Origin of the sequence: Flavobacterium sp. N3904, from assembly GCF_025947305.1 — a bacterium.
Lineage (GTDB): Bacteria > Bacteroidota > Bacteroidia > Flavobacteriales > Flavobacteriaceae > Flavobacterium.
In genome coordinates this window covers 608,416-631,031 of the sequence record NZ_CP110009.1, presented here as the reverse complement: position 1 = coordinate 631,031, position 22,616 = coordinate 608,416, and the positions used below count along the sequence as shown (strand labels likewise).

The 22,616-nt window shown below is 33.7% G+C and carries 21 protein-coding genes; 12 read left to right on the top strand and 9 right to left on the bottom strand.

The genetic code is table 11. The features are described from left to right. Window position 1: 1 nt before the first annotated feature. The 5 genes from OLM57_RS02690 to OLM57_RS02670 form a co-directional block, all read right to left on the bottom strand. A complete protein-coding gene (locus OLM57_RS02690; RefSeq protein WP_264565698.1) occupies window positions 2–1,069 on the bottom strand; it encodes a glycosyltransferase family protein in 1,068 nt (355 codons plus the stop codon). 153 nt (window positions 1,070–1,222) lie between these two features. Further along, on the bottom strand, window positions 1,223–1,789 hold the full coding sequence (locus OLM57_RS02685) for a hypothetical protein (protein ID WP_264565697.1): 567 nt from the start codon (window positions 1,787–1,789) through the stop codon (window positions 1,223–1,225). 65 nt (window positions 1,790–1,854) lie between these two features. Next, window positions 1,855–5,286, bottom strand: a complete 3,432-nt coding sequence (locus OLM57_RS02680; RefSeq protein WP_264565696.1) for a hypothetical protein — start codon at window positions 5,284–5,286, stop codon at window positions 1,855–1,857. A 195-nt stretch (window positions 5,287–5,481) separates the two neighbouring features. Continuing rightward, window positions 5,482–6,738, bottom strand: coding sequence for an aspartate kinase (locus OLM57_RS02675; protein ID WP_264565695.1), 1,257 nt, complete (start codon window positions 6,736–6,738; stop codon window positions 5,482–5,484). A gap of 59 nt (window positions 6,739–6,797) precedes the next feature. Beyond that, a complete protein-coding gene (locus OLM57_RS02670; protein WP_264565694.1) occupies window positions 6,798–7,280 on the bottom strand; it encodes a GNAT family N-acetyltransferase in 483 nt (160 codons plus the stop codon). A 170-nt stretch (window positions 7,281–7,450) separates the two neighbouring features. Here OLM57_RS02670 and fbp point away from each other — a divergent pair, with 170 nt between their 5' ends. Continuing rightward, on the top strand, window positions 7,451–8,470 hold the full coding sequence (gene fbp / locus OLM57_RS02665) for a class 1 fructose-bisphosphatase (RefSeq protein WP_264565693.1): 1,020 nt from the start codon (window positions 7,451–7,453) through the stop codon (window positions 8,468–8,470). Between the two features lie 68 nt (window positions 8,471–8,538). Here the strand turns inward: fbp and OLM57_RS02660 are convergent, their stop codons facing one another. Continuing rightward, window positions 8,539–8,970 carry a TerB family tellurite resistance protein gene (locus OLM57_RS02660; RefSeq protein ID WP_264565692.1) on the bottom strand — a complete coding sequence of 144 codons (432 nt, stop codon included), beginning with the start codon at window positions 8,968–8,970 and terminating at the stop codon, window positions 8,539–8,541. Between the two features lie 183 nt (window positions 8,971–9,153). Here OLM57_RS02660 and OLM57_RS02655 point away from each other — a divergent pair, with 183 nt between their 5' ends. From OLM57_RS02655 to OLM57_RS02645, 3 genes are read left to right on the top strand one after another with little or no spacing between them, the layout of a single operon-like run. Further along, a complete protein-coding gene (locus tag OLM57_RS02655) occupies window positions 9,154–9,747 on the top strand; it encodes a HupE/UreJ family protein (RefSeq protein WP_264565691.1) in 594 nt (197 codons plus the stop codon). A 3-nt stretch (window positions 9,748–9,750) separates the two neighbouring features. Beyond that, entirely contained in the window at window positions 9,751–10,182 is a 432-nt protein-coding gene (locus OLM57_RS02650) for a deoxycytidylate deaminase (protein WP_264565690.1), read from the top strand. A gap of 36 nt (window positions 10,183–10,218) precedes the next feature. Next, a complete protein-coding gene (locus OLM57_RS02645) occupies window positions 10,219–11,802 on the top strand; it encodes a S41 family peptidase (RefSeq protein ID WP_264565689.1) in 1,584 nt (527 codons plus the stop codon). Window positions 11,803–11,843: 41 nt separating this feature from the next. On the opposite strand, the gene OLM57_RS02640 is transcribed toward OLM57_RS02645, so the two are convergent. From OLM57_RS02640 to OLM57_RS02630, 3 genes are all read right to left on the bottom strand, one after another. Then, window positions 11,844–12,452: an NAD(P)/FAD-dependent oxidoreductase gene (locus OLM57_RS02640; RefSeq protein WP_264565688.1), complete on the bottom strand. Its 609-nt coding sequence runs from the start codon at window positions 12,450–12,452 to the stop codon at window positions 11,844–11,846. 2 nt (window positions 12,453–12,454) lie between these two features. Beyond that, window positions 12,455–12,658 (bottom strand): hypothetical protein, encoded by a 204-nt coding sequence (locus OLM57_RS02635; protein WP_264565687.1) that lies wholly within the window; start codon window positions 12,656–12,658, stop codon window positions 12,455–12,457. 129 nt (window positions 12,659–12,787) lie between these two features. Next, a complete protein-coding gene (locus OLM57_RS02630) occupies window positions 12,788–13,366 on the bottom strand; it encodes a MarC family protein (RefSeq protein WP_264565686.1) in 579 nt (192 codons plus the stop codon). A gap of 307 nt (window positions 13,367–13,673) precedes the next feature. On the opposite strand from OLM57_RS02630, the gene OLM57_RS02625 reads away from it, so the two are divergent. The 8 genes from OLM57_RS02625 (at window position 13,674) to dgt (ending at window position 22,582) form a co-directional block, all read left to right on the top strand. After that, on the top strand, window positions 13,674–14,246 hold the full coding sequence (locus OLM57_RS02625; RefSeq protein ID WP_264565685.1) for a DUF3109 family protein: 573 nt from the start codon (window positions 13,674–13,676) through the stop codon (window positions 14,244–14,246). Between the two features lie 261 nt (window positions 14,247–14,507). After that, entirely contained in the window at window positions 14,508–15,485 is a 978-nt protein-coding gene (locus OLM57_RS02620) for a ribonucleotide-diphosphate reductase subunit beta (protein WP_264565684.1), read from the top strand. A gap of 284 nt (window positions 15,486–15,769) precedes the next feature. Next, entirely contained in the window at window positions 15,770–18,151 is a 2,382-nt protein-coding gene (locus tag OLM57_RS02615) for a ribonucleoside-diphosphate reductase subunit alpha (RefSeq protein ID WP_264565683.1), read from the top strand. A gap of 361 nt (window positions 18,152–18,512) precedes the next feature. Further along, window positions 18,513–19,391 (top strand): hypothetical protein, encoded by an 879-nt coding sequence (locus OLM57_RS02610; protein ID WP_264565682.1) that lies wholly within the window; start codon window positions 18,513–18,515, stop codon window positions 19,389–19,391. 194 nt (window positions 19,392–19,585) lie between these two features. Continuing rightward, window positions 19,586–19,711, top strand: a complete 126-nt coding sequence (locus tag OLM57_RS02605) for an addiction module protein (protein ID WP_264565681.1) — start codon at window positions 19,586–19,588, stop codon at window positions 19,709–19,711. Between the two features lie 44 nt (window positions 19,712–19,755). After that, window positions 19,756–20,481, top strand: coding sequence for an AAA family ATPase (locus OLM57_RS02600; protein WP_264565680.1), 726 nt, complete (start codon window positions 19,756–19,758; stop codon window positions 20,479–20,481). Window positions 20,482–20,607: 126 nt separating this feature from the next. After that, entirely contained in the window at window positions 20,608–21,087 is a 480-nt protein-coding gene (locus OLM57_RS02595; RefSeq protein ID WP_264565679.1) for an RDD family protein, read from the top strand. Window positions 21,088–21,238: 151 nt separating this feature from the next. Next, on the top strand, window positions 21,239–22,582 hold the full coding sequence (gene dgt, locus OLM57_RS02590) for a dGTP triphosphohydrolase (protein WP_264565678.1): 1,344 nt from the start codon (window positions 21,239–21,241) through the stop codon (window positions 22,580–22,582). The last annotated feature ends 34 nt before the right edge of the window (window positions 22,583–22,616 follow it).

Genomic DNA, 22,616 nt, shown 5'->3' with positions numbered 1-22,616 from the left:
TTTAGGATCCAAATACCTTAAATAATTCTTCCCAATTTACAATAGTCTCTAATTGTGGAAGCCCTTTGAATTTGTCAATTTGTGACAAATCTTCGATTCTGAAATTTTCTTGGATCGAATAAGGAACCAATCCTTCTTTTTTTAATTTTTCTGCCAGATATACTTGTTCGTATTGACCGGGTGTTGGAATAAAAAATGCTTTTTTATTCAGTTTTACCAAGTCCATAATAGTCGTGTAGCCAGATCTACAAAGTACTTTTTGACTTTCATTGAAGGTTTGCTCCAGCTGTCGTGTTTTCATGAAATTATAGTAGGTGACGTTGGCAATTTGCTCTTTTTTTTGTTCTTCTTCTATAATTCCTTTTACAAAAACTACGTTTCCATTATAGCATAACACTTCTTTTGAAAGTTTTGTCTCCAAAAGTCCGCGTTGGGGTTCTGGACCCGAAAGGATGACCATTAAATCGTATTGAATGGGCAATGTCTTTTTGTGCATTCGACTCAATGGTCCTAAATATTTTATTTTTATTGACGTCTTTTTAAGATGACTCAAAGTACCTGTTAGATTCAGTTTTCCTGCAACGTCAGGAACCCAGCACTCTTGGTATTTTTTTATAATATGCTGATGTATTTTGCTGGTGATCCAAGTGGTATTTCCAGTCATTACATTCAATTGGTGGGTAATAAATACCGAAGGGACTTTTTTATTAAATACACCCAATCTATTGTCGGATATGATGCCGTTTATCTTGTATTTTTTGATCCATTGATTGACAATTCTTTTTTCTTCCCAGATAGCTTCCAACATCTTGGGTAAGCTTTTTATGAGTTTCCATTTGAAATTTTTACCATTTTTTGCATATTCAATTTGGTAGGATGGCAATTCTAGGGTTTTTAAATAAGGGAATTCTTTGCGTAAGAGTTCAAGTGCTATTCCATCGGAAGCTATTATGGGAGTGAAATTATTTTCTTGCAATGCTTTTATAATAGGAATACATCGTGTAGCATGTCCCAAGCCCCAATTTAACGGTGCTATCAATATTGTTTTGTTGTCTGAATTTAGATTCATTCGTAAGTCTTACAGTTTAGTTGTAAGTCGAAAGGTACTTTATGCATGGGATACTAATGTTTGCAATGTATTACTAAAATATTATATAATTAAATAAAAAAAGGCTAACCCATTTCAGGAAAGCCTTCGTCATGTATAATTATTTAAAAATTTTTATTGTTTTATATAGGTTTTATTTCCATTTGAATTTATGTAATACGTTCCGCCTTGTGGCCCGGTATATACTTTTTTCCCATTGTATGTTCCTGTAACTTTGTCGGCTGTTTTTGCAGTAGTACTTGATTTGGTTGTGCTGGCTTTTGCAGTGCTTGTTTTGGTTGCAGTACTTTTTGCAGCGGTTGGTTTTGCAGCGGTTGTTTTTGCAGTAGCATCACTTTTGGTTTTTGCTGTTTTGTCTATTGCAGTTTTTGTTGCTTTATCTGTTGATGATTTTGCTTCCTTTGTTGCTTTATCCGTTTTTGTTTTTGATTCTTTCTTTGTTTTATCTGCTTTGTCTGTTGCTGATTTTTGTGTCTTATCAGTTGCTGATTTGGTTTTGTCGGTTTTGTCTTTTGTTTTTTTAGTTGTTTTGCTAGTTTTCTCTTTTGCCGTTTTTTCTGTGGTAGTTGCGGTTTGTGCGTAAAATGTGTTTGACAAAATAAAGAGGAAGCTTAATAAAATTAGTTTTTTACTCAAGCTTAGCAGTATGTTTTTTTTGTTTTCGTGAATCTTTGATTTCATGGTGGTTGAATTTTTTAAATTAGACTTAAAATTAGTGAATTATTTTAAAACAGCCATTTAAAACGCTAGAAATAAGCTCTTAACTCGACACTTCCTGTATGAATAGCATCACTGGTTTCGCTTTTTCGGCCCTGGTAAACAAAATTAAGGTCTAAGAATTTGGTTAAATTCATTTGCATCAACATTCTCCAGGTAATATTTTGCCCGGTTTGCAATCCTTCCAGCATTTGATACCCCACCGATGAAAAGGCATCGCCATTGAATTTATTCTCGTATAATGAGATTTCGCCATTTGCGGTAAATTTACCGTTTCCTATATAATTGAATGCAGAACCAAATCGATTTTGCAACAAGGTGTCAAGGCTTCCAATTTGGTTTTCTTTGTTTTCATATTCATAAAAAAGATCTAAACTGATGTTTTTTGAAAAAAGATAACTAATCTTTGGAGCCAACAAATAACCTTCTATGTTGTAATTTTTTTCAGCAAAAGTCTGTGATTCTGTTTTGGTCTGTATGGTTTTGACTAATGCATCAAATAACCAGCTTTTTTGTAGCAAATGTTGGTATTCCAACTGGTGAAAACTATTTTTGTTTTTGATGGTGCCAACGGATAATAAATTTTGTGTTTGGTTAGTCATAAACGTATAAATCACAGAATTGTCTCTTTTTCCTCTGTTGTAATAAATGCTGTTGCTGAAAGTGGAAATCAATCCCAATACATTTTTTTGAGCTGAATTGAATGGGTTCAAGTCTAAATTATCGCCATCATTTTTAATTTTTCGATCGATAATAAAAGAAGTTTGCCAATAAAAATAAGAAAGTGTTTTTTTGTAATTAGTTCCGTTTTGCCATATTCCCGGATTAATAATAAACGATTGTGAAAATCTGTTCTGATTGGTTTTAATATAAAACTGATTGGGCAAAAAGATTCGTGTATAAGTAGCCAAGTCAATAAACGGGGCAATCTCAAACTCTTCCAATTCTTTTATTCCATTATTGTTATAATCATTCCAAGTGTATTTTCCTTGTCCGGCTGGCACTTCAACATACGTATAATTTTGAAAAGGCATGGTTCCCGAATTTGTTTCGTATAGTGTATTGCTTTGTACCAATTGTTTAAAAAATTGATCGTTGTAAAGTATTCTCGAATTCAATGAAGGGGTGGTTTTCAATGAAGGGTCGGTATAATTTAAAATTCTATAATTGACAAAAGCGGATAAATCCCGAACTTCGGTTTTGAAAAGTTTGGTCTGAAAATTAAAGGAATGGGAACTGTTTACCCTTTGCAAAATCCCATTTTGGATGCTGTCATTGTTTCTTTTTAAATAACCCAATTGTACATAAACTCTAGTGCTGTCTCCATGACCTCCATAAATGCCATATTCAGAAAATCGTTGACTTTGCAAAGTGAGCTGATGGGTTATTTTATTTTTCTCCTGATTGTCTTCAAAACGAACGGCACTGCCAATCCAGTTTTTTTTGAAATTATACTGTACTTGCGAAAAATTCCGAACAAATTTTGAAGTGGTTTCTATGTCATCACTTTTCAAGAAGCTGCCTATGTTTTGAATGTTCCAATTGTTCTGAATAAAATTGGCGTTGATGTTGTTTCTAATGCCGGAATAGTCTTTTGAGATGGCCAATTTTTGAAAAGCATACGTAACAGATCCTGAGTTTTTTGGATTTTCATTCGGAATTAAGTTAAAGTTGAAACCTGTTCCCAACAAACTTTGATTTCCAGTTATGGCGCTATTGACATTCCAGTCTCTGTAGAATTCGATTCCGTTGATGCGTTCTACAGGTTTGAAATTGGCATCGATTGCTTGAAAATTAGCAAATGCATCAATATTCCATTTTTTGGAGAAAAGCCTTTGTTTGGCGTTGATTTCCCCAGCTAATCCCTGATTGTTGCCGTCATCTATGGTTGAGAATAAGTTTTTGTCGTGGTTGCTAATAGCAATTTCAAAATCGACTGCTGTTTTTTCAGAGGGATTGTATTTTCCAAAAAAAGTGGCAACTTGAGCTTTTTCAGGCGCTTTCAATTGTAGTATAGGTTCGTAGTTTCCTTGCAGTGTTCCGTTTACTGGGACAACATATTCATAGATTTTATCGACACTCGTTGGGTTTGTCAGGATGTAATTGCCTTTGGCCTGGCCAACAAACGTAAATTGCACATTGTACAATTCATCATTTGAATTTGTCGAATATTCATAAATAAATTCTGTACCGATGGTATTTTTTTTATACAATATTTTTTTCTCGTCATAAGTATCAACATAGGCAGATGGCGCTACCATCAAATTGGAATTATCTCCCGCTTCCGCTAATATTTGCGCTTGTTCTTTGGATAGATTTTGCTGTACAGGCTGGTTCTTTAAGTCATTTTCGGAATATACAGAAGCTCCAAAATTCCACTTTTTGTTGGTAAAAGATCCACCATCATAGGTTACGAATCGAGTATAATTGTTTTCAGAATATTGGTATTCGATAACAATTCTCATTTCTGAAGTAATCGTAAAAAGAGGGGTAAATACAATTTCTCCCGAATTATAATCAATTACATAGTCGTTGTTTAAGCCTCTTTTTAACAAAACACCATTTACATACACCCGCTCCGAACCTATAATAACCAAAACATACAATTCTCCGTTTTGCCCAATTAATTTATATGGGCCTTGATTGCCTTCCTGCCCTTTGAAATTACTAACTGCATAGGTTCCGGTAACCAATCCGCCCGATGCAAAAATATTGGTGTTGCTATCTTCTTTTTTTAAATTAATAGAAGCAGACAATCCCTGTATTTTTTTATTAAAATTGAGGTAATGCGTGGTGTTGTTGCCAATAAAGACATCTCCTGCGCGTACATTCCAGCTGTCACTGAAAAGTTCCATGAATATATTGTCGTACTGGTTCAGTCTTTGGGAGTAACTGCCTTCCTGAACTGGAATATTGCTGTCTTTGATCGAGGCGCGAATGCTTACCTTTTCGGATATTTTTCCTGTGATTTGAAAATCCAAATTTGAATTGACTACTGCATCTTGATTGTTTCCGACAGTAACTCCTCTGGAAAGACTACCTGCAACTACAAGTCCGTCAAAAGGGATGCTTTTTGGAACTTGAAACGTTTCAACCTTATACAAACTTTGGGAGGTAACCTCGTTGTCAACTATTTTGCTACTGTCATAAATGGTATATTCCTTGGTTAAAAAATCGGGTAGTTTCAGGTAATGAACTGTCAGGGAATCAGCAGAGGAGCTGTTTTGTTTTTTTAATACTAAAATTCCTTTTGGGAAATCTATTTTATAAAGTGCAGTGTCAATTGGTTTATTGTTTGGGTCAAGTAACTCAAATGAATCGGAGTTGATGCTCCCAGTTTCCAGATGAATAGTATCAGAAGTAAAAGCTAATTTTTTGGTGATATAAGCCGAATTCGTTTCTTGCGCCTGAAGCCCAGAAAAACAAAAGATTAGACTCCAAAATAATACTTTTTTAAACATAAATACTATAACTCCAAAGCGCCAAAATTAGTATTTATTATTTTATAATGTGTTAATTGGACAATGACAAAATAGGCGTTGCTGAAAATCATTTTTAAGGAACTGATATTAGAAAGTCATTGCGGGTTAAAATGAAAAATGGAAGCTAAATATTTAGCTTCCATTTATAGTAACAAAATTATTTTAATCAAAATTTTAATTCTCTTTAGTCACAATTTGCATCGTTTCTCTACTCACTTGTTTTAGTAAAACCGTCTTATTGTCTTCAACGGTTTGAGCGGCATTTTCATTAAAATGTCTGATGGTGTATAAAGTCACATTTTCGGTAAAATCTACTTTGAATTTTTTGGAAAGGATTGCATTCAATTCATTGAAATTTCCAAATTTATCTTCCACACAAACAGAGAAACTAATTGCTGAATTTTGGATTAAATTTACTTTTAGTTTGAATTGGTGAAACAATCCAAAGATTTCGCTGATATTTTCTTCCATGATGAAAGAGAAATCTATCGAAGACAATGAAATCAACAATTGGTTTCTTTTTACAATAAAACAAGGCAAATAAGGTTCCAAATCGACACCTTTTGAAACGGCAGTTCCTTTGAGCAACGGATTGATAAATGATTTTACATACAATGGAATTTCCTTTTTCTGTAGAGGCTGTAGCGTTTTTGGGTGAATAACCGATGCGCCATAAAATGCCAGTTCGATAGCTTCACGATACGAAATTTGATTGAGCAAGCTTGCATTTTCAAAATACCTCGGGTCAGCATTCATTACTCCAGGAACGTCTTTCCAGATTGTTACGCTTTCGGCATTTAGGCAATACGCAAAAATTGCGGCACTATAATCGGATCCTTCACGACCTAATGTAGTAGTGAAATTATTTTCGTCAGAACCCAGGAATCCTTGAGTAATATTCAGGATTTTGCGTTTTACGTTGTTGGCAATATTTTTTTGTGTCAATTCCCAATCGACTTCGGCATCTCGATAAGTCGAATCTGTTTTTACAAAGTTTCTAACATCCAACCATTGCGTCTGAATTCCTTTGAAAGACATGAAATGACTTAAAATAGTAGTCGAGATCAATTCCCCGTAGCTTACAATTTGGTCGTAGACAAAATTATAATTCGGAGATTTATTATGCGCCAAGAAATATTCCAAATCAGCAAACTGGGCATTCACTGCAGTAAAAACTTCGCTTTTTTCATCTTCAAACAAATCCATTAAGATTTGATTGTGGTATTTTTTTACTTCTTGTACCGATGAATTTAATTCAGGTGATTTGTCAAAATAATTTTTGATAACCTCCTCCAGTGCATTTGTTGTTTTTCCCATTGCCGAAACAATAACCAACACATCTTCATAACCCACTTGCTGCAAAACGTCATAAACGTTTTTGATACCGGCTGCATCTTTTACTGAAGCACCTCCAAATTTGAATACTCTCATTTTTAATTCAGATTTTAGATTTCAGATTTCAGATTTTTAGTCCAAAACAAAATCGTATTTTAATTTTTTAATTTGTTGTCTATAAAATTGTTAATTCCGGCTTCATCCATTTGCGCCACTCTCCATTCATCCAGTACTTTGGCTCCCGATTTTTCGTAAAAATCGATAGCAGGTGTGTTCCAATCCAATACGTTCCAATCAATTCTTCGTACCTGATCTTTTTTGGCTTGCTTTATGATTTCCGAATACAAAGCGTAACCCAAACCTGTACCGCGCATGCTGTCTTTGACCACCAAATCTTCCAAATGGATTGTTTTTCCTTTCCATGTAGAGTATCGGTAATAATATAAAGCAATACCAACAATTTCATTTTCAACTTCGGCAACAAAAACCTGAAATAAAGGATTTGTTCCAAAACCATCACGAATAAGATCTTCTGTTGTGATCAAAACGGCATTTGGCTCTTTTTCGAATACTGCGAGTTCCTGAATTAATGCCAGAACACCCTGCATGTCCTCTTTTTTTCCTTTGCGTATTTTCATGATTTCGTATTATTATTCTTGAATTCTATTAAAAAACAGTCAATTAGGAACTTGTTTTTATGAAATATGTAGCAAATATACAATACTGATAAACTATCTGTGTATTATTCTTTTCATTTTCACAAAAAAAGCGATATTTGTGACTTCAAACTAACTACATCGATTGCGTAATGGAAGAACAAAACAAAACACTAGGCGAATTTATCATTGAAAACCAAAAAGCCTTTCAGTATTCATCTGGTGAATTATCCAGAATTATCAACTCGATTCGTTTGGCGGCCAAAGTTGTAAATTATAAAGTAAACAAAGCCGGATTAGTTGACATAATTGGAGCTGCCGGAGAGCAAAATATTCAAGGCGAAGATCAACAAAAATTGGACGTATATGCCAATGAAATCTTTATTCAAACTCTGATTAATCGTGAAATTGTTTGTGGTATAGCTTCAGAAGAGAATGATGATTTTATTACTGTTGAAGGAAGCGATAGCAGTCATAATAATAAATATGTGGTTTTGATGGATCCCCTTGACGGATCTTCCAATATTGATGTGAATGTTACCGTGGGAACCATATTTTCGGTTTATAGAAGAATCACACCCATAGGAACTCCGGTTACTTTACAGGATTTTTTGCAGCCAGGAATCAATCAAGTGGCAGCAGGTTATGTGATTTACGGTACATCAACGATGTTGGTTTATACTACAGGTCATGGTGTAAACGGTTTTACATTAAATCCTGCCATTGGAACTTTTTATCTATCGCATCCCAACATGAAATTCTCCGAAGACGGTACTATTTATTCCATCAACGAAGGAAATTATGTTCATTTCCCACAAGGAGTGAAAGACTATATTAAATATTGCCAACTCGAAGAAGAAGAACGTCCTTATACCTCTCGTTACATTGGGAGTTTAGTGGCAGATATTCATAGAAATATGATTAAGGGGGGAATTTATATTTATCCAACCAGCAAAAAAGCACCAAAAGGAAAGTTGCGTTTGTTGTACGAATGCAATCCAATGGCATTTATCGTAGAACAGGCTGGTGGAAAAGCTTCGGATGGTTTTGATCGAATAATGGAACTGCAACCTACAGAGTTACATGAAAGAGTACCTTTCTTTTGCGGAAGTTTAAACATGGTTGAAAAAGCAGAAGAGTTTATGCACAAGGCAAAACTGAGTAAATATTAAACCAAATAATAAACCAAAGAATTTAAAATTTAAACCAAAAACAGCTCCCAATTGGGAGCTGTTTTTATTTATTTATACATGTTTTTCATTTCATATATAAAAGTATCAAGATCTACATGTTTATCGACCAATTTTAATGCTTTGTCCACAATATAATTTACGTTTCCAGGAGTAAAGCCTAAGGCTAATGCAAATTTTATCATTAGATGTTCTTGTTTGTCTCCTAGCTGATGGTCTCTACGAACAATTCGAGCTATTTTATAGAGACTTTCTAGTCTTTCAATGTATAAGTATGGTGCGTTGATTGGATATTTGTTTGGGTCTTCTAAAATTTCTTTGTATTCTTCTTCAGAAATCTCAAGATCCACTGCTAGTTTATCAAGAAATTTTTGTTCCTGCTCAGTAATGTTTCCGCCAGCATAGGCTACGCGTACAATGGCTGAAAAATTACCTTTGTTTGCTTGGTTGAATTCGCTGCTAAATAAATCGGAGAATGGCATAATAGAGGTGTTTTAGGTTTGACATAAAGATAATTAATTTTTTACTAATGGTTTTGTTTTTGACGATTTTTTTGTACAATTCACTTCTCTTTTAGTTTTTTTGAAGAATGATTTTATTCAAATTTTCCATTTTCAAAATTAATCGTAAGTTTACAAACCCTTTATCAATTTAATAAAATACCTATGTCAGATTTTTTGATTTATTTTCAAATAGGATTAAAACACGTATTGAATATTCATGCGTATGACCATGTTTTGTTTTTAATAGCTTTGGCGGTTCCGTTCTCCTTCAATGATTGGAAAAGAATTTTACTTTTGGTCACTATTTTTACTGTAGGACACACTACAGCTTTGTTTCTTTCGGTCTTTGGAATTATTGCCATCAAAGTAAATGTGGTGGAATTGCTTATTCCTATTACAATTTTAATAACGGCTCTCTATAACTTATTTACTGCTGGAAAATCTAGTAAAAATGGAAGTATTAATCTGGTTTTTGTAATAACTTTGTTCTTCGGAATTATTCACGGTTTGGGTTTTTCAAATTATTTTAAAACAATATTAGGAGGAAGTCCAAGCTCAAAACTGTTGCCTATGGCAGAATTTGCCATCGGAATTGAAACAGCACAAATTGTGGTAGTTTTTGTGGTTCTAATATTGTCATATATAGTACAAACATTTTTTCGATTTTCAAAAAGAGATTGGACATTGGTGATGTCGGCATTTATAATTGGTGTAGTTTTGCCAATGATATTGGAAAGCGAAATCTGGAAAAGATAAAAAATGGATAAAAAAAAATTAAATAAATACGACAAAGCCTATTTGAGAATTGCAACCGAATGGGGTTTGTTATCATATTGTAAAAGAAAACAAGTAGGTGCCATCATTGTTAGGGATAGAATGATTATTTCTGATGGATATAATGGTACGCCATCCGGTTTTGAAAATTGTTGTGAAGATGAAGAGGGATTAACGCGATGGGATGTTTTGCATGCCGAAGCAAATGCAATTCTAAAAGTAGCCCGATCTACTCAATCTTGTGAAGGGGCAACTTTGTATATTACGCTTTCACCTTGCAAAGAATGCAGCAAATTAATTCATCAATCCGGTATAAAAAGAGTGGTGTATCATAATGGATACCGTGATGACTCTGGAGTTCAATTTTTAATAAAAGCAGGAATAGAAGTAGAGCATATTCCTGATTTAGAAGAATAAAAAAATTCGGTTAAAAATTATTTAGCATTAAAAACAATGAAATTCAATCCCAAATATTTACCAATTCTCATCGGAGCAATATTTGCGCTAGGAATTTTTATTGGCAGTGTGTCAAATACTCCCGAAACGAGTCGCTTTTTGGATAAAAGATATGCTAAAGAAAAACTAAACAAACTAATTGATTTTATTGATAATGAGTACGTAGATGATATAAATACAGATTCCATTGTTAATCTTACGGTAGATAAAATTTTGGCGCAATTGGATCCACACTCGATATACATACCGCCAAGTGAGCAAGCCGAAATTGCTGAAACCATGAAAGGTGATTTTGTTGGTATTGGAATCAATTTTTATATGTACAACGATTCCGTGGCAGTGATTAATCCAGTAAAAAATGGACCTTCTGCCAAAGCGGGAATCAAAGCTGGAGATCGAATTTTGTATGCAGATAAAGTTAAATTGTTTGGGCGAAAATTACCAAATGACAGTTTGTATGCCACATTAAAAGGAGAAGCAGGTTCTCAAATTGAACTGACGGTTTACAGAAAATCTGAGCACAAAAAAATTAAAATAACGATTCAACGCGATATTATTCCTTTAAAAAGTGTAGATGTTGCGCTACTTTTAGATCAAACTACAGGATTTATTAAAATAAACCGTTTTGCCGAAACAACTTTTGATGAATTTAAAACGGGATTGGCAAGTTTGCAAAAGCAGGGAATGAAAACTCTAGTCATAGATGTTCGCGATAATGGAGGAGGTTATATGGAAGAAGCTATTGCTATTGCGGATGAGTTTTTGAAAGATAAGGAATTAATCGTTTTTACCAAAAGCAAAAAAAATGTTGTCGAAAAAACATTTGCCACGCAACAGGGTACTTTTGAAAACGGAAGAGTTTTTGTTTTAATAAATGAGAATAGTGCGTCTGCCAGTGAGATTTTGGCGGGAGCCATACAAGATAATGACAGGGGAACTATTGTTGGAAGACGTTCTTTTGGAAAAGGATTGGTGCAACGCGAAATGGATTTTAAAGACGGTTCAGCTGTTCGATTGACAATTGCTAGGTATTATACTCCAACTGGACGTTCTATTCAAAAGCCTTATACAAAAGGAAATGAAGATTATTATAAAGAATCTGATTCTCGTTTTTTGAATGGAGAATTATACAAAAAAGACAGTATAAAAGTAGTGGATTCCTTAAAATTCAAAACTAAAAAAGGCAAAATTGTTTATGGCGGTGGCGGAATAGTGCCTGATGTTTTCGTTCCTCTAGAAGAAGAACATGGAGCCGAAAACTTATCGTATTTGTTGCAGTCGGGGATTGTGGGACATTTTGTATTTGAGGAATTAGACAAAAACAGAAACCTGTTTTCAAATGATTCTTTCGAGCAATTTTCTGCAAAAATTAATACAACAGATATGTATTTTAATGCTTTTCAGAAATATCTTTCTCAAAATGGTTTGGATGTCAATCTCAGTAAAAATAAAGCTTTGGTAAAAAGATTTGTAAATGCCGAATTTGCACGCCAATTGTTTGGCGACAAATATTATTATGAAATGGTTTTAAAGGAAGATGCTATGATAAAAGCGGTGTTGAAACAAAATACAAAACTTTAAATCTTCAAAGAAATATTTTATAATACTCTTCTTTTGAAAATTTATTTTCGAATACTGTCGTGAGAATGGGTCTGAATACCATCATTCCATAATGTAAGTAAATCTGTAGCAACAGCAGCGCCACTTCCAGCAGCAATAGACAATTGGCTTCTCCATCCTGCAAGTGTTCCTATCACGTAAATACCATCAGCTACTTTGTGGTCGGTATTCTTAAGCTGGATTCTTTTTTTTTCTGGTAGTGCTTTTTTGTGAGGTTCTACAAATTGCATCAAACCTTCGATGGCAAAAGTATTGGCCGAACCAATTCCAATAACAATGTTTTGCGTATGGTACAATTTTTTATTTGTAATAACAGTAAAATCTGGATAATGACCTTCTATTTTCAATACTTTTTCGTCAGGAATCTGAAGAATATGAGGATAGGTACTATTTAAATGGTCAATACTTTCAATTAGCAAATCTGAACCTAATTTGCCCGGGGTAATGCCGTAAGCATTGAAAAAAACAGCTTCTTGAAGTGAAGAAGCTTTTTGATGGGTGAAAATTCCAATTTTTTTATTGGATGCAAATGGTTTTCTAAAGGCAGATCCCAGTACTTGAGCACATGAAACGCCAGATACACCACCGCCTATAATGAGAACATCAAACACAGTTATGCGTTATCATTCATTTTTTCAACTATTTTTTTAGACATTCTAAAAATAAGAAGAATCAATACTGCACAAAATGAGGCTGCTATCCCAACAAATGCTATTATACTATCTCCTTTAAATGGATTTTGAAAATCGATTAATGTAATGTTGAAGATCAGTAGCGCTACTGCCAAAAGCACTAAAATGTTAGTAAAAATTTTCATAGGTTTTTAATTTTATTTATTGTGTTGAAGAAGTTTTTAGGATGCATTTTAGATTTAAAAGGGGCAACTTAAAAAACGGGGAATTCTAAGCACATAAAATATTAGGGGGTAAATTTATAATTTTTTTTTTTAGACAAACAAATCTTTAACATTAGCGGCGAATAATTTAACAGCAATAGCCAAAAGTACAACTCCAAATGTCTTGCGTATCACGCCAAGTCCGTTTTTTCCTAGCATTCTTTCGATTTTACCAGATGATTTTAAGACTAAATACACTAGTATAATGTTTAAAATAATTGCAATTACAATATTTACAGTATGAAATTGTGAGCGCAAAGAAAGTAATGTAGTCATAGTTCCAGCTCCGGCAATTAACGGGAATGCTAATGGAACAATTGAGGCAGAACTCGCTTCTTCATCTCTATAAATATGAATTCCTAAAATCATTTCCAGAGCCAAAAAGAATAACACAAAAGATCCTGCTACTGCAAATGAATGAACGTCAATCCCTATTAGACTTAAAAATTCCTCTCCAATAAATAAAAACAAAATCATAATCAATCCTGCCACTAATGCTGCTTTTTCTGATTCGATATGGCCGTGTTTGGCTCTCAATCCTACTATTATAGGAATAGACCCAACGATATCAATTACTGCAAAAAGCACCATGCCCACAGTTATTATTTCTTTTAAATTAAAATCCATCATAAGATTGTTTTTTTTATGAATAGTTCAGGTGAAAATATTTTGGAATTCAAAAATACGGTTATTTTTTTATTTTGAGAATTGTAGTATTAAATCATTAGAACCAAAATCCTGAGTTTCTACTTTGGATATCCCAATTTACTAAAGATCACTATCGGAAATCACTTGGCAAGGTCTTTTTGTGTATTGTAGCAAAAATAGATCATAAATTTATGTAAGTAAAATAGTTGCAATGTGTTAATTTGTCTCGTTTGGGGACTTATGTTCAAGTGTGCTTTTTATTTCTTGAATCTTTGGTTACCTTTGCAAAATGTTTCAACTAGGAAAAACCATCGTCTCGGAGGATATACTCGAAAAAGAATTTGTTTGTAATTTGTCAGCTTGCAAAGGAGCTTGTTGCGTCGATGGAGATGCTGGAGCGCCATTGACTTTGGCAGAAACAAAAATATTGGAGGAAATTTATCCAAAAGTAAAACCATTTTTAAGAAAACAGGGAATTGAAGCTATTGAAGCCCAAGGAACCTGGATAAATGGAACGGATGGGGATATGGAGACTCCACTTATAGACAACAAAGATTGCGCGTATGTTATTTTTGATGGAAAAACTGCTCTTTGTGGAATTGAACAAGCCTATAACCAAGGAATAATAGACTGGAAAAAACCTGTCTCCTGCCATTTGTACCCTGTGCGCGTTAAAGATTTTACAGAGTTTGCCGCAGTCAATTATGACAAATGGGATATTTGTGATGCAGCCTGTTCTTTAGGGCAAGAACTCGAAGTTCCTGTATACAAATTTGTCAAAGAAGCCCTTATTCGTCGCTTTGGCGAAGATTGGTATTTGGAACTTGAAAAAGTGGCCGAAGACTTAAAAAAAGGTTTGTAAAAACGAATACTAAACAGCTTTCATATTTTTTTAAATTCCTATATTTTACAGGCGTTTAACGCTTTATTATGTATTTAATGCATTGATTATCAATTAAATATTCTTTGTATGAAAAATATTCCCATTTTTATTTTTTGTTAAAAACTATGAGGTATTGTGAATAAGTTTGGCTTTTAATAACCGCATTATTTCACAATCTTTGTAATTCGCTTTTCGCACCTATTTTCAGTATAAAAAATCAAAATAAACAACAAAAATCCAATGTCTCAACTAGAACCAATTTTACAAGAAAACAAAAATCGTTTCGTGATTTTTCCAATCAAGCATCATGATATTTGGGAAAGATATAAAATGATGGAAGCTAGTTTTTGGACTGCTGAAGAAATTGATTTGTCGCAAGATTTGAATGACTGGAATAATAAGTTAAATGATGATGAGCGTTACTTTATAAAACACATTCTTGCTTTTTTTGCGGCTTCGGATGGGATTGTAAATGAAAATTTAGCCGAAAATTTTGTGAATGAAGTGCAATATGCCGAAGCAAAATTTTTCTATGGTTTCCAAATCATGATGGAAAACATTCATAGCGAAACGTATTCGCTTTTGATCGATACATATGTTAAGGACGAAAACGAAAAATCAGATTTGTTTAATGCATTAGATGTTTTTCCAGCTATTAGAAAAAAAGCAGACTGGGCTTTGAAATGGATTGAATCCGATTCTTTTGCCGAAAGGCTAATTGCTTTTGCAGCGGTAGAAGGAATATTTTTCTCAGGTGCATTTTGTTCTATTTACTGGTTGAAAAAACGTGGATTGATGCCAGGTTTGACTTTTTCTAATGAGTTGATTTCTCGTGATGAAGGAGTTCACTGTGATTTTGCTGTGCATTTACACAATCACCATTTGATTAATAAAGTACCAAAAGAAAGAATAAGAGGCATTATCGTTGATGCTTTGAATATCGAAAGAGAATTTATTACCGAATCACTTCCCGTGAGTTTGATAGGAATGAATGCAGGTTTAATGACTCAATACTTAGAATTTGTTGCCGATAGATTATTGGTAGAATTGGGTTGTGATAGAGAATATAATGTTACCAATCCATTTGATTTCATGGACATGATTTCACTTCAAGGAAAAACTAATTTCTTTGAGAAAAAAGTTGCCGAATATCAAAAATCAGGGGTTAAAGTTACCGAAGGTGATTCCCAAAAAATTAGCTTCGACGCTGATTTTTAGAAAGTGGTTTTGAATTTCAAATATTTTCTATAGTATTTGATCGCACTAAAAAAATAATAAAAATAATTATAATTAAGAGGTTTTTTTAAGATTCCCCAAATCTAAGAACTAAGTTAATTCAGCCTGATTATTTCAGGTCAAATGACGGCGTTTTGTTTCATTTCATTTTATGCGATGAAACAAAATATCGAAATGGTTTATGGATTGACAATGAGTAAAAAAATGAATTATGAATTCCTACTGTTCGTAAGTCACAATTCATTAATTAAAAAATAGATAAAAGTATGTTTGTAGTAAAAAGAGACGGCCACAAGGAACCTGTAATGTTTGATAAAATTACGGAGAGAATCAAAAAATTATGTTACGGCTTGAACGAATTGGTAGACCCGGTTAAAGTTGCTATGCGAGTTATTGAAGGGTTGTACGATGGGGTTTCTACATCAGAACTTGATAATCTTGCTGCTGAAACTGCTGCTTCTATGACCATCGCTCATCCGGATTATGCACAATTGGCTGCTCGTATTGCCATTTCAAATCTACATTCAAACACCAAAAAATCATTCTCGGAAACGATGAATGAAATGTTTCATTACATCAATCCAAGAACCAATCAAGATTCACCTTTATTGGCCGAAGAGGTTCATAAAGTGATTATGGAAAATGCTGAATTTTTGGATTCACATATCATTTATAATAGAGATTTTAATTACGATTATTTTGGTTTTAAAACACTAGAACGCTCGTATTTATTAAAAATAAACGGAAAAATCGTAGAGCGTCCACAACACATGCTGATGCGTGTTTCTGTTGGGATACACCTTGGAGATTTAGAGTCGGTATTGGAGACTTACGACTTAATGTCCAAAAAGTTCTTTACCCATGCAACACCAACTTTATTCAACGCAGGTACGCCAAAACCTCAAATGTCATCTTGTTTTCTTTTGGCAATGCAGGATGACAGTATTGATGGTATTTACGATACTTTAAAACAAACGGCAAAAATCTCGCAATCAGCTGGTGGAGTTGGACTTTCTATTCATAATGTTCGTGCAACTGGGTCTTATATTCGTGGTACAAATGGTACTTCAAACGGAATTGTACCAATGTTGAGAGTGTTTAATGATACCGCTCGTTATGTAGATCAAGGTGGTGGAAAACGAAAAGGAAGCTTTGCTATCTATATCGAAACTTGGCATGCTGATATCTTTGATTTCTTAGACTTGAAAAAGAATACCGGTAAAGAAGAAATGCGAGCCAGAGATTTATTCTTTGCGATGTGGACTTCAGATTTATTCATGAAACGTGTACAGGAAGATTCGACTTGGACTTTGATGTGTCCTAACGAATGTCCAGGTTTGTATGATGTGTACGGAGAAGAATTCGAAGCTTTATATACGGATTATGAATTTAGAGGAAAAGGTAGAAAAACCATCAAAGCACGTGAATTGTGGGAGAAAATCCTAGAGTCACAAATTGAGACCGGAACTCCTTATATGTTGTACAAAGATGCAGCCAACAGAAAATCAAACCAAAAAAATCTAGGTACGATTCGTTCTTCGAATTTGTGCACCGAGATTATGGAATTCACGTCAAGTGATGAGGTGGCAGTTTGTAATTTGGCTTCTATTTCGTTGCCAATGTTCGTTGATAACGGAAAATTCAATCATCAATTGTTGTACGATGTGACCAAACGTGTAACTCGTAACTTAAACAGAGTAATCGACAGAAACTATTATCCTGTAAAAGAAGCCGAAAATTCCAATATGCGTCACAGACCAATTGGTCTTGGGGTACAAGGACTTGCTGATGCTTTTATTATGTTGCGTTTGCCTTTTACAAGTGATGAAGCTAAAACATTAAATCAGGAAATATTCGAAACCCTTTACTTTGCAGCTTGTACAGCTTCTATGGAAATGGCAATCGAAGAAGGTCCTTACTCTACTTTCAAAGGATCTCCAATGTCAAACGGAGAATTTCAACACAATTTGTGGGGAATGAAAGACGAAGAATTATCAGGAAGATGGGACTGGGCTTCACTTAGAAAAGAAGTAGTGAAAAACGGTGTTCGTAACTCATTGTTGGTTGCGCCAATGCCAACCGCTTCGACTTCTCAAATTTTGGGTAACAACGAAGCATTCGAACCTTATACTTCAAATATCTACACAAGACGTGTATTGTCTGGTGAATTTATTGTGGTGAACAAACATTTATTGCACGATTTAGTGAAATTAGGATTGTGGAATGACGACCTGAAACAAGAAATCATGCGTCACAACGGATCGGTTCAAAACATTGATATCATTCCGCAAGATTTGAAAGAATTGTACAAAACCGTTTGGGAAATGTCTATGAAAGACATTATCGATATGTCTCGTCAAAGAGGTTATTTTGTAGATCAGTCACAATCATTAAACTTGTTTATGCAAGATGCCAATTATTCAAAATTAACATCGATGCATTTCTATGCTTGGCAATCAGGTTTAAAAACAGGAATGTATTATTTGAGGACAAAAGCGGCAGTCGATGCAATTAAGTTCACATTAAACAACGATAAAAAACAAGAAGAAATTCCGGTGACAGAAGCAATAGATGTTGAGGATTTCAAAGCTATGTTGCTAAAAGCACAAGCCGCAGATCCTGAAGATTGCGAAATGTGTGGGTCGTAAATTCATAAAATAAAAAAGGCTTCAATTAAGTTGAAGCCTTTTAAATATATTTAACCTTAAAATACATGCTGAGGTAAAGAAAAAAAATAATGACATAAAAAAAGGGATATCTGTGATACCCCTAACTTTGAAAACTTAATAATAATGCCGTAGGAAGCTTTTTTAAATTAAGTTATATTAAGATGATGAGGTTACCTCACCTGCTTATTTTATACTTCAAATGTATAAAAAAATATCATTTTTCAAAGTTAAATTATTCACAGAATTTAAAATGTTGATAAACTTTTTTTCAATTCTTTGTTTTATAAGGGTTGTGGGAATTATTAACAAAATCAATTTAATAATTTAAATAAGAAAAGGTATGGTAAATTTGAATATTTATAGATTTATGCTTTTGAATAAAGCAAAAGAACAACAAGTTTTAAGTTTTTATAATGAAGAAGAAGACTTGTTAGATACAATGAATGATTTTTGTGGATATATTCATAAAAATGTTAGGGATTATATAGATGCTCAAGGAATATATAGGACATTTACTCTTAGTGATCGTCAAAAGAAAGATTTAATTAATAGAAATATTTCTGGATATTTTGATTCCTCTTATACGGGAGAAAAAGGTAAAATTAAAGATAGAAAGACAAATCAATTAAAATTTAATATTGAAGAAAAGGATTTGTTTTCTAAAGAATTTTTCTATTTAATTCATGTTCCTAAAAATTCAAAATCCGGATTTTTGATTGTTGAAAAGAAAGAAAATCATGGAGTAAAATCTATATTTGAAAATGCCTTTAATAATTTTATGAGAACTAAAGGAATTTCAAATTATGTGCTTGATTTAAGACAAGCTCCGCCGAGATATTTTATTCAAAATTATCTTGAATTTGGAAAGCTTAAAGAGTTTAAATTAGTTGAAAATGATGCATTGTTGGGAAGGGAAGAAAGAGTTTTTAAACTGAATAATGACATGGCTGAAGGGCAAAATGTTAAGAATATTTTGTTAGAACCTTTTGATACATTTTCCTCGTCAAATGAAAAGATTCCTTTTTTAAATAAAGGAGAGTATGATGAAATCACTTTTGTTTTAGGGATTAATGGTTCTACTAAAACATTTTATGTAAAGAATCATGAAAGAATTAGGTCGAATGTTGATGTGTCTAATTTAATTGAATATAATGATGGACAACCGACCACTGAGTCTCTCATAAGGATCTCCCTGGATATTATAAGACAAGCTTCATAATGATTTAATTTTTAAAAAGTACAGCTGTCGTAATGATGGCTGTTTTTTTTTAGAAGCTAATCTTGCTTTTCGTTGCAATCTTTTATCTCGTTAAAGGAGCGAGATAAGAGTATTTTCACTTCAATCGGGGCTAGATGTTAGCGTTTTCATGAGTAAATTTGTTTAATTTTGTTGTTTTTAATATTAATAGAGTTATGATGAAAATTTCTAAAGACATAAAGAAAGAATTAGATATTCGAATTAAGGATTTAGAAGAAGGCAAATCCAAGTTGTACACTTGGGATGAGGTAAAAAAACATTTAAAGACCATCAGAAAGTAATAAATCCATTTTCTAAAAGAAACATTATTTAAAATCCAATCCACTTGAGTTTATTATATTTTACAGACCGAAGCATCGTTCAACTTGAAGATGTAGTATTCAATGACGCTGTTTCCGAGCAAATCAATCAATTCTTGAAGGAATATCAGTTTCGTCAAGTTTTGGAGCAATACGAGTTGCCTGTGGTCAATAAAATATTGTTGCACGGCAAAACAGGTTGTGGCAAAACAATGACTGCCAAAGCAATTGCCCGAAAACTGGAAAAAAAACTAATCATTGTCAATCTCTCCCGGATTGTTTCTTCCAAATTAGGGGAAACCTCCAAGAATATCGAAGGATTGTTCAAAGAAGTGCAATACGAAAGTTCGGTTTTATTCTTCGATGAATTTGATTCCTTGGGTCAAATTCGGGATTACGACAACAAAGACAGTACGGAGATGAAACGAGTAGTGAACTCGATTATTCAATTGATAGATAATTTCCCCAATCGTTCCGTATTAATAGCTGCAACCAATCAAATCCAAATGATAGACGAGGCTTTGGTGCGCCGTTTCGAAATGCAATTGGAATTTACGGCGCCTTCCAGAGAAGTTCTAGATAGTTATTACACAAAACTTCTTTCTAAATTTCCGTTGGAATTTCAAGAAATGAATCGTGTTTATGACATTACTTTTGCAGAAGCGAAAAATCATTTGCTCAAAGAAGTGAAAAATAATATCATCCAGGCGGAGATAAAAAAACAAAAGACTTTAGACCCAAACAAATTGTAGTTTTTTGATTGATAAATAACCAGACTATTGGGGGCTTCTTAATTCGTTAATATAAAAATAAATCCTTATATTTGAGTAGGTTATATATAGACAGAGGGTCTGTTGTATAAATAAAATACCGAAAAAATGGAAAATAAAAAATTTACAGTTACCGATGATTTATTAGCTTCTAGAGGACAGCGTTTCTTAAACTTAATACTAGATTTAGCGTGTGAATATGTGATTTGGATCAGTGTTGGAGCAACAATCGCCATATTTGCCGATGTTGCCAACAGCGCCATCCTGAAGACTTGGATTGGCACTATGGGAATATTAGAAAAAGGGCTTTCTTTTGCTATCATTGCAGGATTTTACTATTATTTAACCGAGCTGTATTTCTCTCGTTCTCTTGCTAAATTCTTGACCCAAACCTATGTGATAATGAAAGATGGTTCAAAGCCCAAATACAAAAGCATCTTAAAACGTACACTTTGTCGATTTATTCCGTTTGAAGTTTTTTCTTTTTTAGGAGGCGAGGCAGGAGGATGGCATGATTCTATGTCAGAAACCTATGTGGTTAAAAAACACCAGTTTGAAAAGCAAAAGAGAATTATTATTTTGCCTTGATAGAGAAGAAATAGAATATTAATCAAAGAGCGGTCAATTTTGGTCGCTTTTTGTTTTGAATGCAATAATCAGATTCGATATTTCCTTTATCTTTGGAGTTATTCTAAAATCAACTCCCGTTATTTTTCGGGACTAAAAAATCTAAATCAGAATGAACTGGGAACAATTATTATCACTAAAAAGACAAGGAGATACAGGTAAAAGATTAAGAATCGAGCAAGACGAAACCCGTTTGGGATTCGAAGTCGATTATGATCGAATCATATTCTCTTCCGCTTTTAGAAGTTTGCAGGACAAAACACAGGTGATTCCGCTTTCCAAAACCGATTTTGTGCATACCCGCTTAACACACAGTTTGGAAGTTTCGGTTGTGGGACGCTCATTAGGACGATTGGTTGGAAAAAAAATATTGGAAAAATATCCGTATTTGCAGGAAGTGCACGGCTATCAAATGAATGATTTTGGTGCTATTGTAGCCGCCGCATCCTTGGCGCATGATATTGGCAACCCTCCTTTTGGACATTCGGGGGAAAAAGCCATAGGGGAGTATTTTTCGATAGGAAATGGTTTAAAATATAAAGAGCAATTATCAGCAAAAGAATGGCAGGATTTGGTAGATTTTGAAGGGAATGCCAATGGATTTTCGGTTTTGAACAGTTCGCGTCCGGGTGTTGAAGGTGGAATTAGGCTTTCCTACGCCACTCTTGGTGCTTTTATGAAATACCCAAAAGAAAGTTTACCCAAGAAGCCTACCCAAAATATTGCCGACAAAAAATATGGTTTTTTTCAAACTGATAAAGCTTTCTTTCAGGAAGTAGCTTTAGATATGGGGATGATTGCGAATAAAACCGGAAAAGACATTGGTTTTGAAAGACATCCATTGGCTTACTTAGTTGAAGCAGCCGATGATATTTGTTACACTATAATTGATTTCGAGGATGGAATCAATTTAGGTTTGGTCTCCGAAGATTTTGCTTTGGAGTATTTAATCAAATTGGTCAAAGACAGCATTGACACTTCTAAATACAAGACTTTAGAAACCAAAGAAGATCGAATCAGTTATTTGAGAGCATTAGCGATTGGAAGTTTAATCAATGATGCCGTAAAAGTTTTTATTGAAAACGAAGAAGCTATTATGCAAGGAAAATTTCCATTTGCATTGACGGATAAGAGTAAATACAAGGCGCAAATGGACGATATAATTAAGATTAGCGTCAAAAATATCTATCAAAGTCGTGAAGTGGTGGAGAAGGAAATAGTTGGTTATCAAATTATTCAAACGTTATTGGATAAATTTATCACTGCTTTTAATAATAAATACGAAGGAAAAACTTCCAATTACGACGGGCTAATACTAAAGATGCTGCCTGAAAAGCATCATTTAGAAAAGGAAAATCTATATGAAAGACTACTTCATATCTGTCATTTCGTTTCGATGCTCACAGATGGGAATGCTTTATTGTTTTATAAGACAATAACAGCAGGAAAAAGTTAAAATAATAACTTTATTTAATTAAAAAGTTAAATTA

What these genes read in the sequence shown, in the direction of transcription:
- OLM57_RS02690 (WP_264565698.1), bottom strand. Translation starts at nt 1,069, where the DNA reads ATGAATCTAAATTCAGACAACAAAACAATATTGATAGCACCGTTAAAT.
- OLM57_RS02685 (WP_264565697.1), bottom strand. Translation starts at nt 1,789, where the DNA reads ATGAAATCAAAGATTCACGAAAACAAAAAAAACATACTGCTAAGCTTG.
- OLM57_RS02680 (WP_264565696.1), bottom strand. Translation starts at nt 5,286, where the DNA reads ATGTTTAAAAAAGTATTATTTTGGAGTCTAATCTTTTGTTTTTCTGGG.
- OLM57_RS02675 (WP_264565695.1), bottom strand. Translation starts at nt 6,738, where the DNA reads ATGAGAGTATTCAAATTTGGAGGTGCTTCAGTAAAAGATGCAGCCGGT.
- OLM57_RS02670 (WP_264565694.1), bottom strand. Translation starts at nt 7,280, where the DNA reads ATGAAAATACGCAAAGGAAAAAAAGAGGACATGCAGGGTGTTCTGGCA.
- fbp (WP_264565693.1), top strand. Translation starts at nt 7,451, where the DNA reads ATGGAAGAACAAAACAAAACACTAGGCGAATTTATCATTGAAAACCAA.
- OLM57_RS02660 (WP_264565692.1), bottom strand. Translation starts at nt 8,970, where the DNA reads ATGCCATTCTCCGATTTATTTAGCAGCGAATTCAACCAAGCAAACAAA.
- OLM57_RS02655 (WP_264565691.1), top strand. Translation starts at nt 9,154, where the DNA reads ATGTCAGATTTTTTGATTTATTTTCAAATAGGATTAAAACACGTATTG.
- OLM57_RS02650 (WP_264565690.1), top strand. Translation starts at nt 9,751, where the DNA reads ATGGATAAAAAAAAATTAAATAAATACGACAAAGCCTATTTGAGAATT.
- OLM57_RS02645 (WP_264565689.1), top strand. Translation starts at nt 10,219, where the DNA reads ATGAAATTCAATCCCAAATATTTACCAATTCTCATCGGAGCAATATTT.
- OLM57_RS02635 (WP_264565687.1), bottom strand. Translation starts at nt 12,658, where the DNA reads ATGAAAATTTTTACTAACATTTTAGTGCTTTTGGCAGTAGCGCTACTG.
- OLM57_RS02630 (WP_264565686.1), bottom strand. Translation starts at nt 13,366, where the DNA reads ATGATGGATTTTAATTTAAAAGAAATAATAACTGTGGGCATGGTGCTT.
- OLM57_RS02625 (WP_264565685.1), top strand. Translation starts at nt 13,674, where the DNA reads ATGTTTCAACTAGGAAAAACCATCGTCTCGGAGGATATACTCGAAAAA.
- OLM57_RS02620 (WP_264565684.1), top strand. Translation starts at nt 14,508, where the DNA reads ATGTCTCAACTAGAACCAATTTTACAAGAAAACAAAAATCGTTTCGTG.
- OLM57_RS02615 (WP_264565683.1), top strand. Translation starts at nt 15,770, where the DNA reads ATGTTTGTAGTAAAAAGAGACGGCCACAAGGAACCTGTAATGTTTGAT.
- OLM57_RS02610 (WP_264565682.1), top strand. Translation starts at nt 18,513, where the DNA reads ATGGTAAATTTGAATATTTATAGATTTATGCTTTTGAATAAAGCAAAA.
- OLM57_RS02605 (WP_264565681.1), top strand. Translation starts at nt 19,586, where the DNA reads ATGATGAAAATTTCTAAAGACATAAAGAAAGAATTAGATATTCGAATT.
- OLM57_RS02595 (WP_264565679.1), top strand. Translation starts at nt 20,608, where the DNA reads ATGGAAAATAAAAAATTTACAGTTACCGATGATTTATTAGCTTCTAGA.
- dgt (WP_264565678.1), top strand. Translation starts at nt 21,239, where the DNA reads ATGAACTGGGAACAATTATTATCACTAAAAAGACAAGGAGATACAGGT.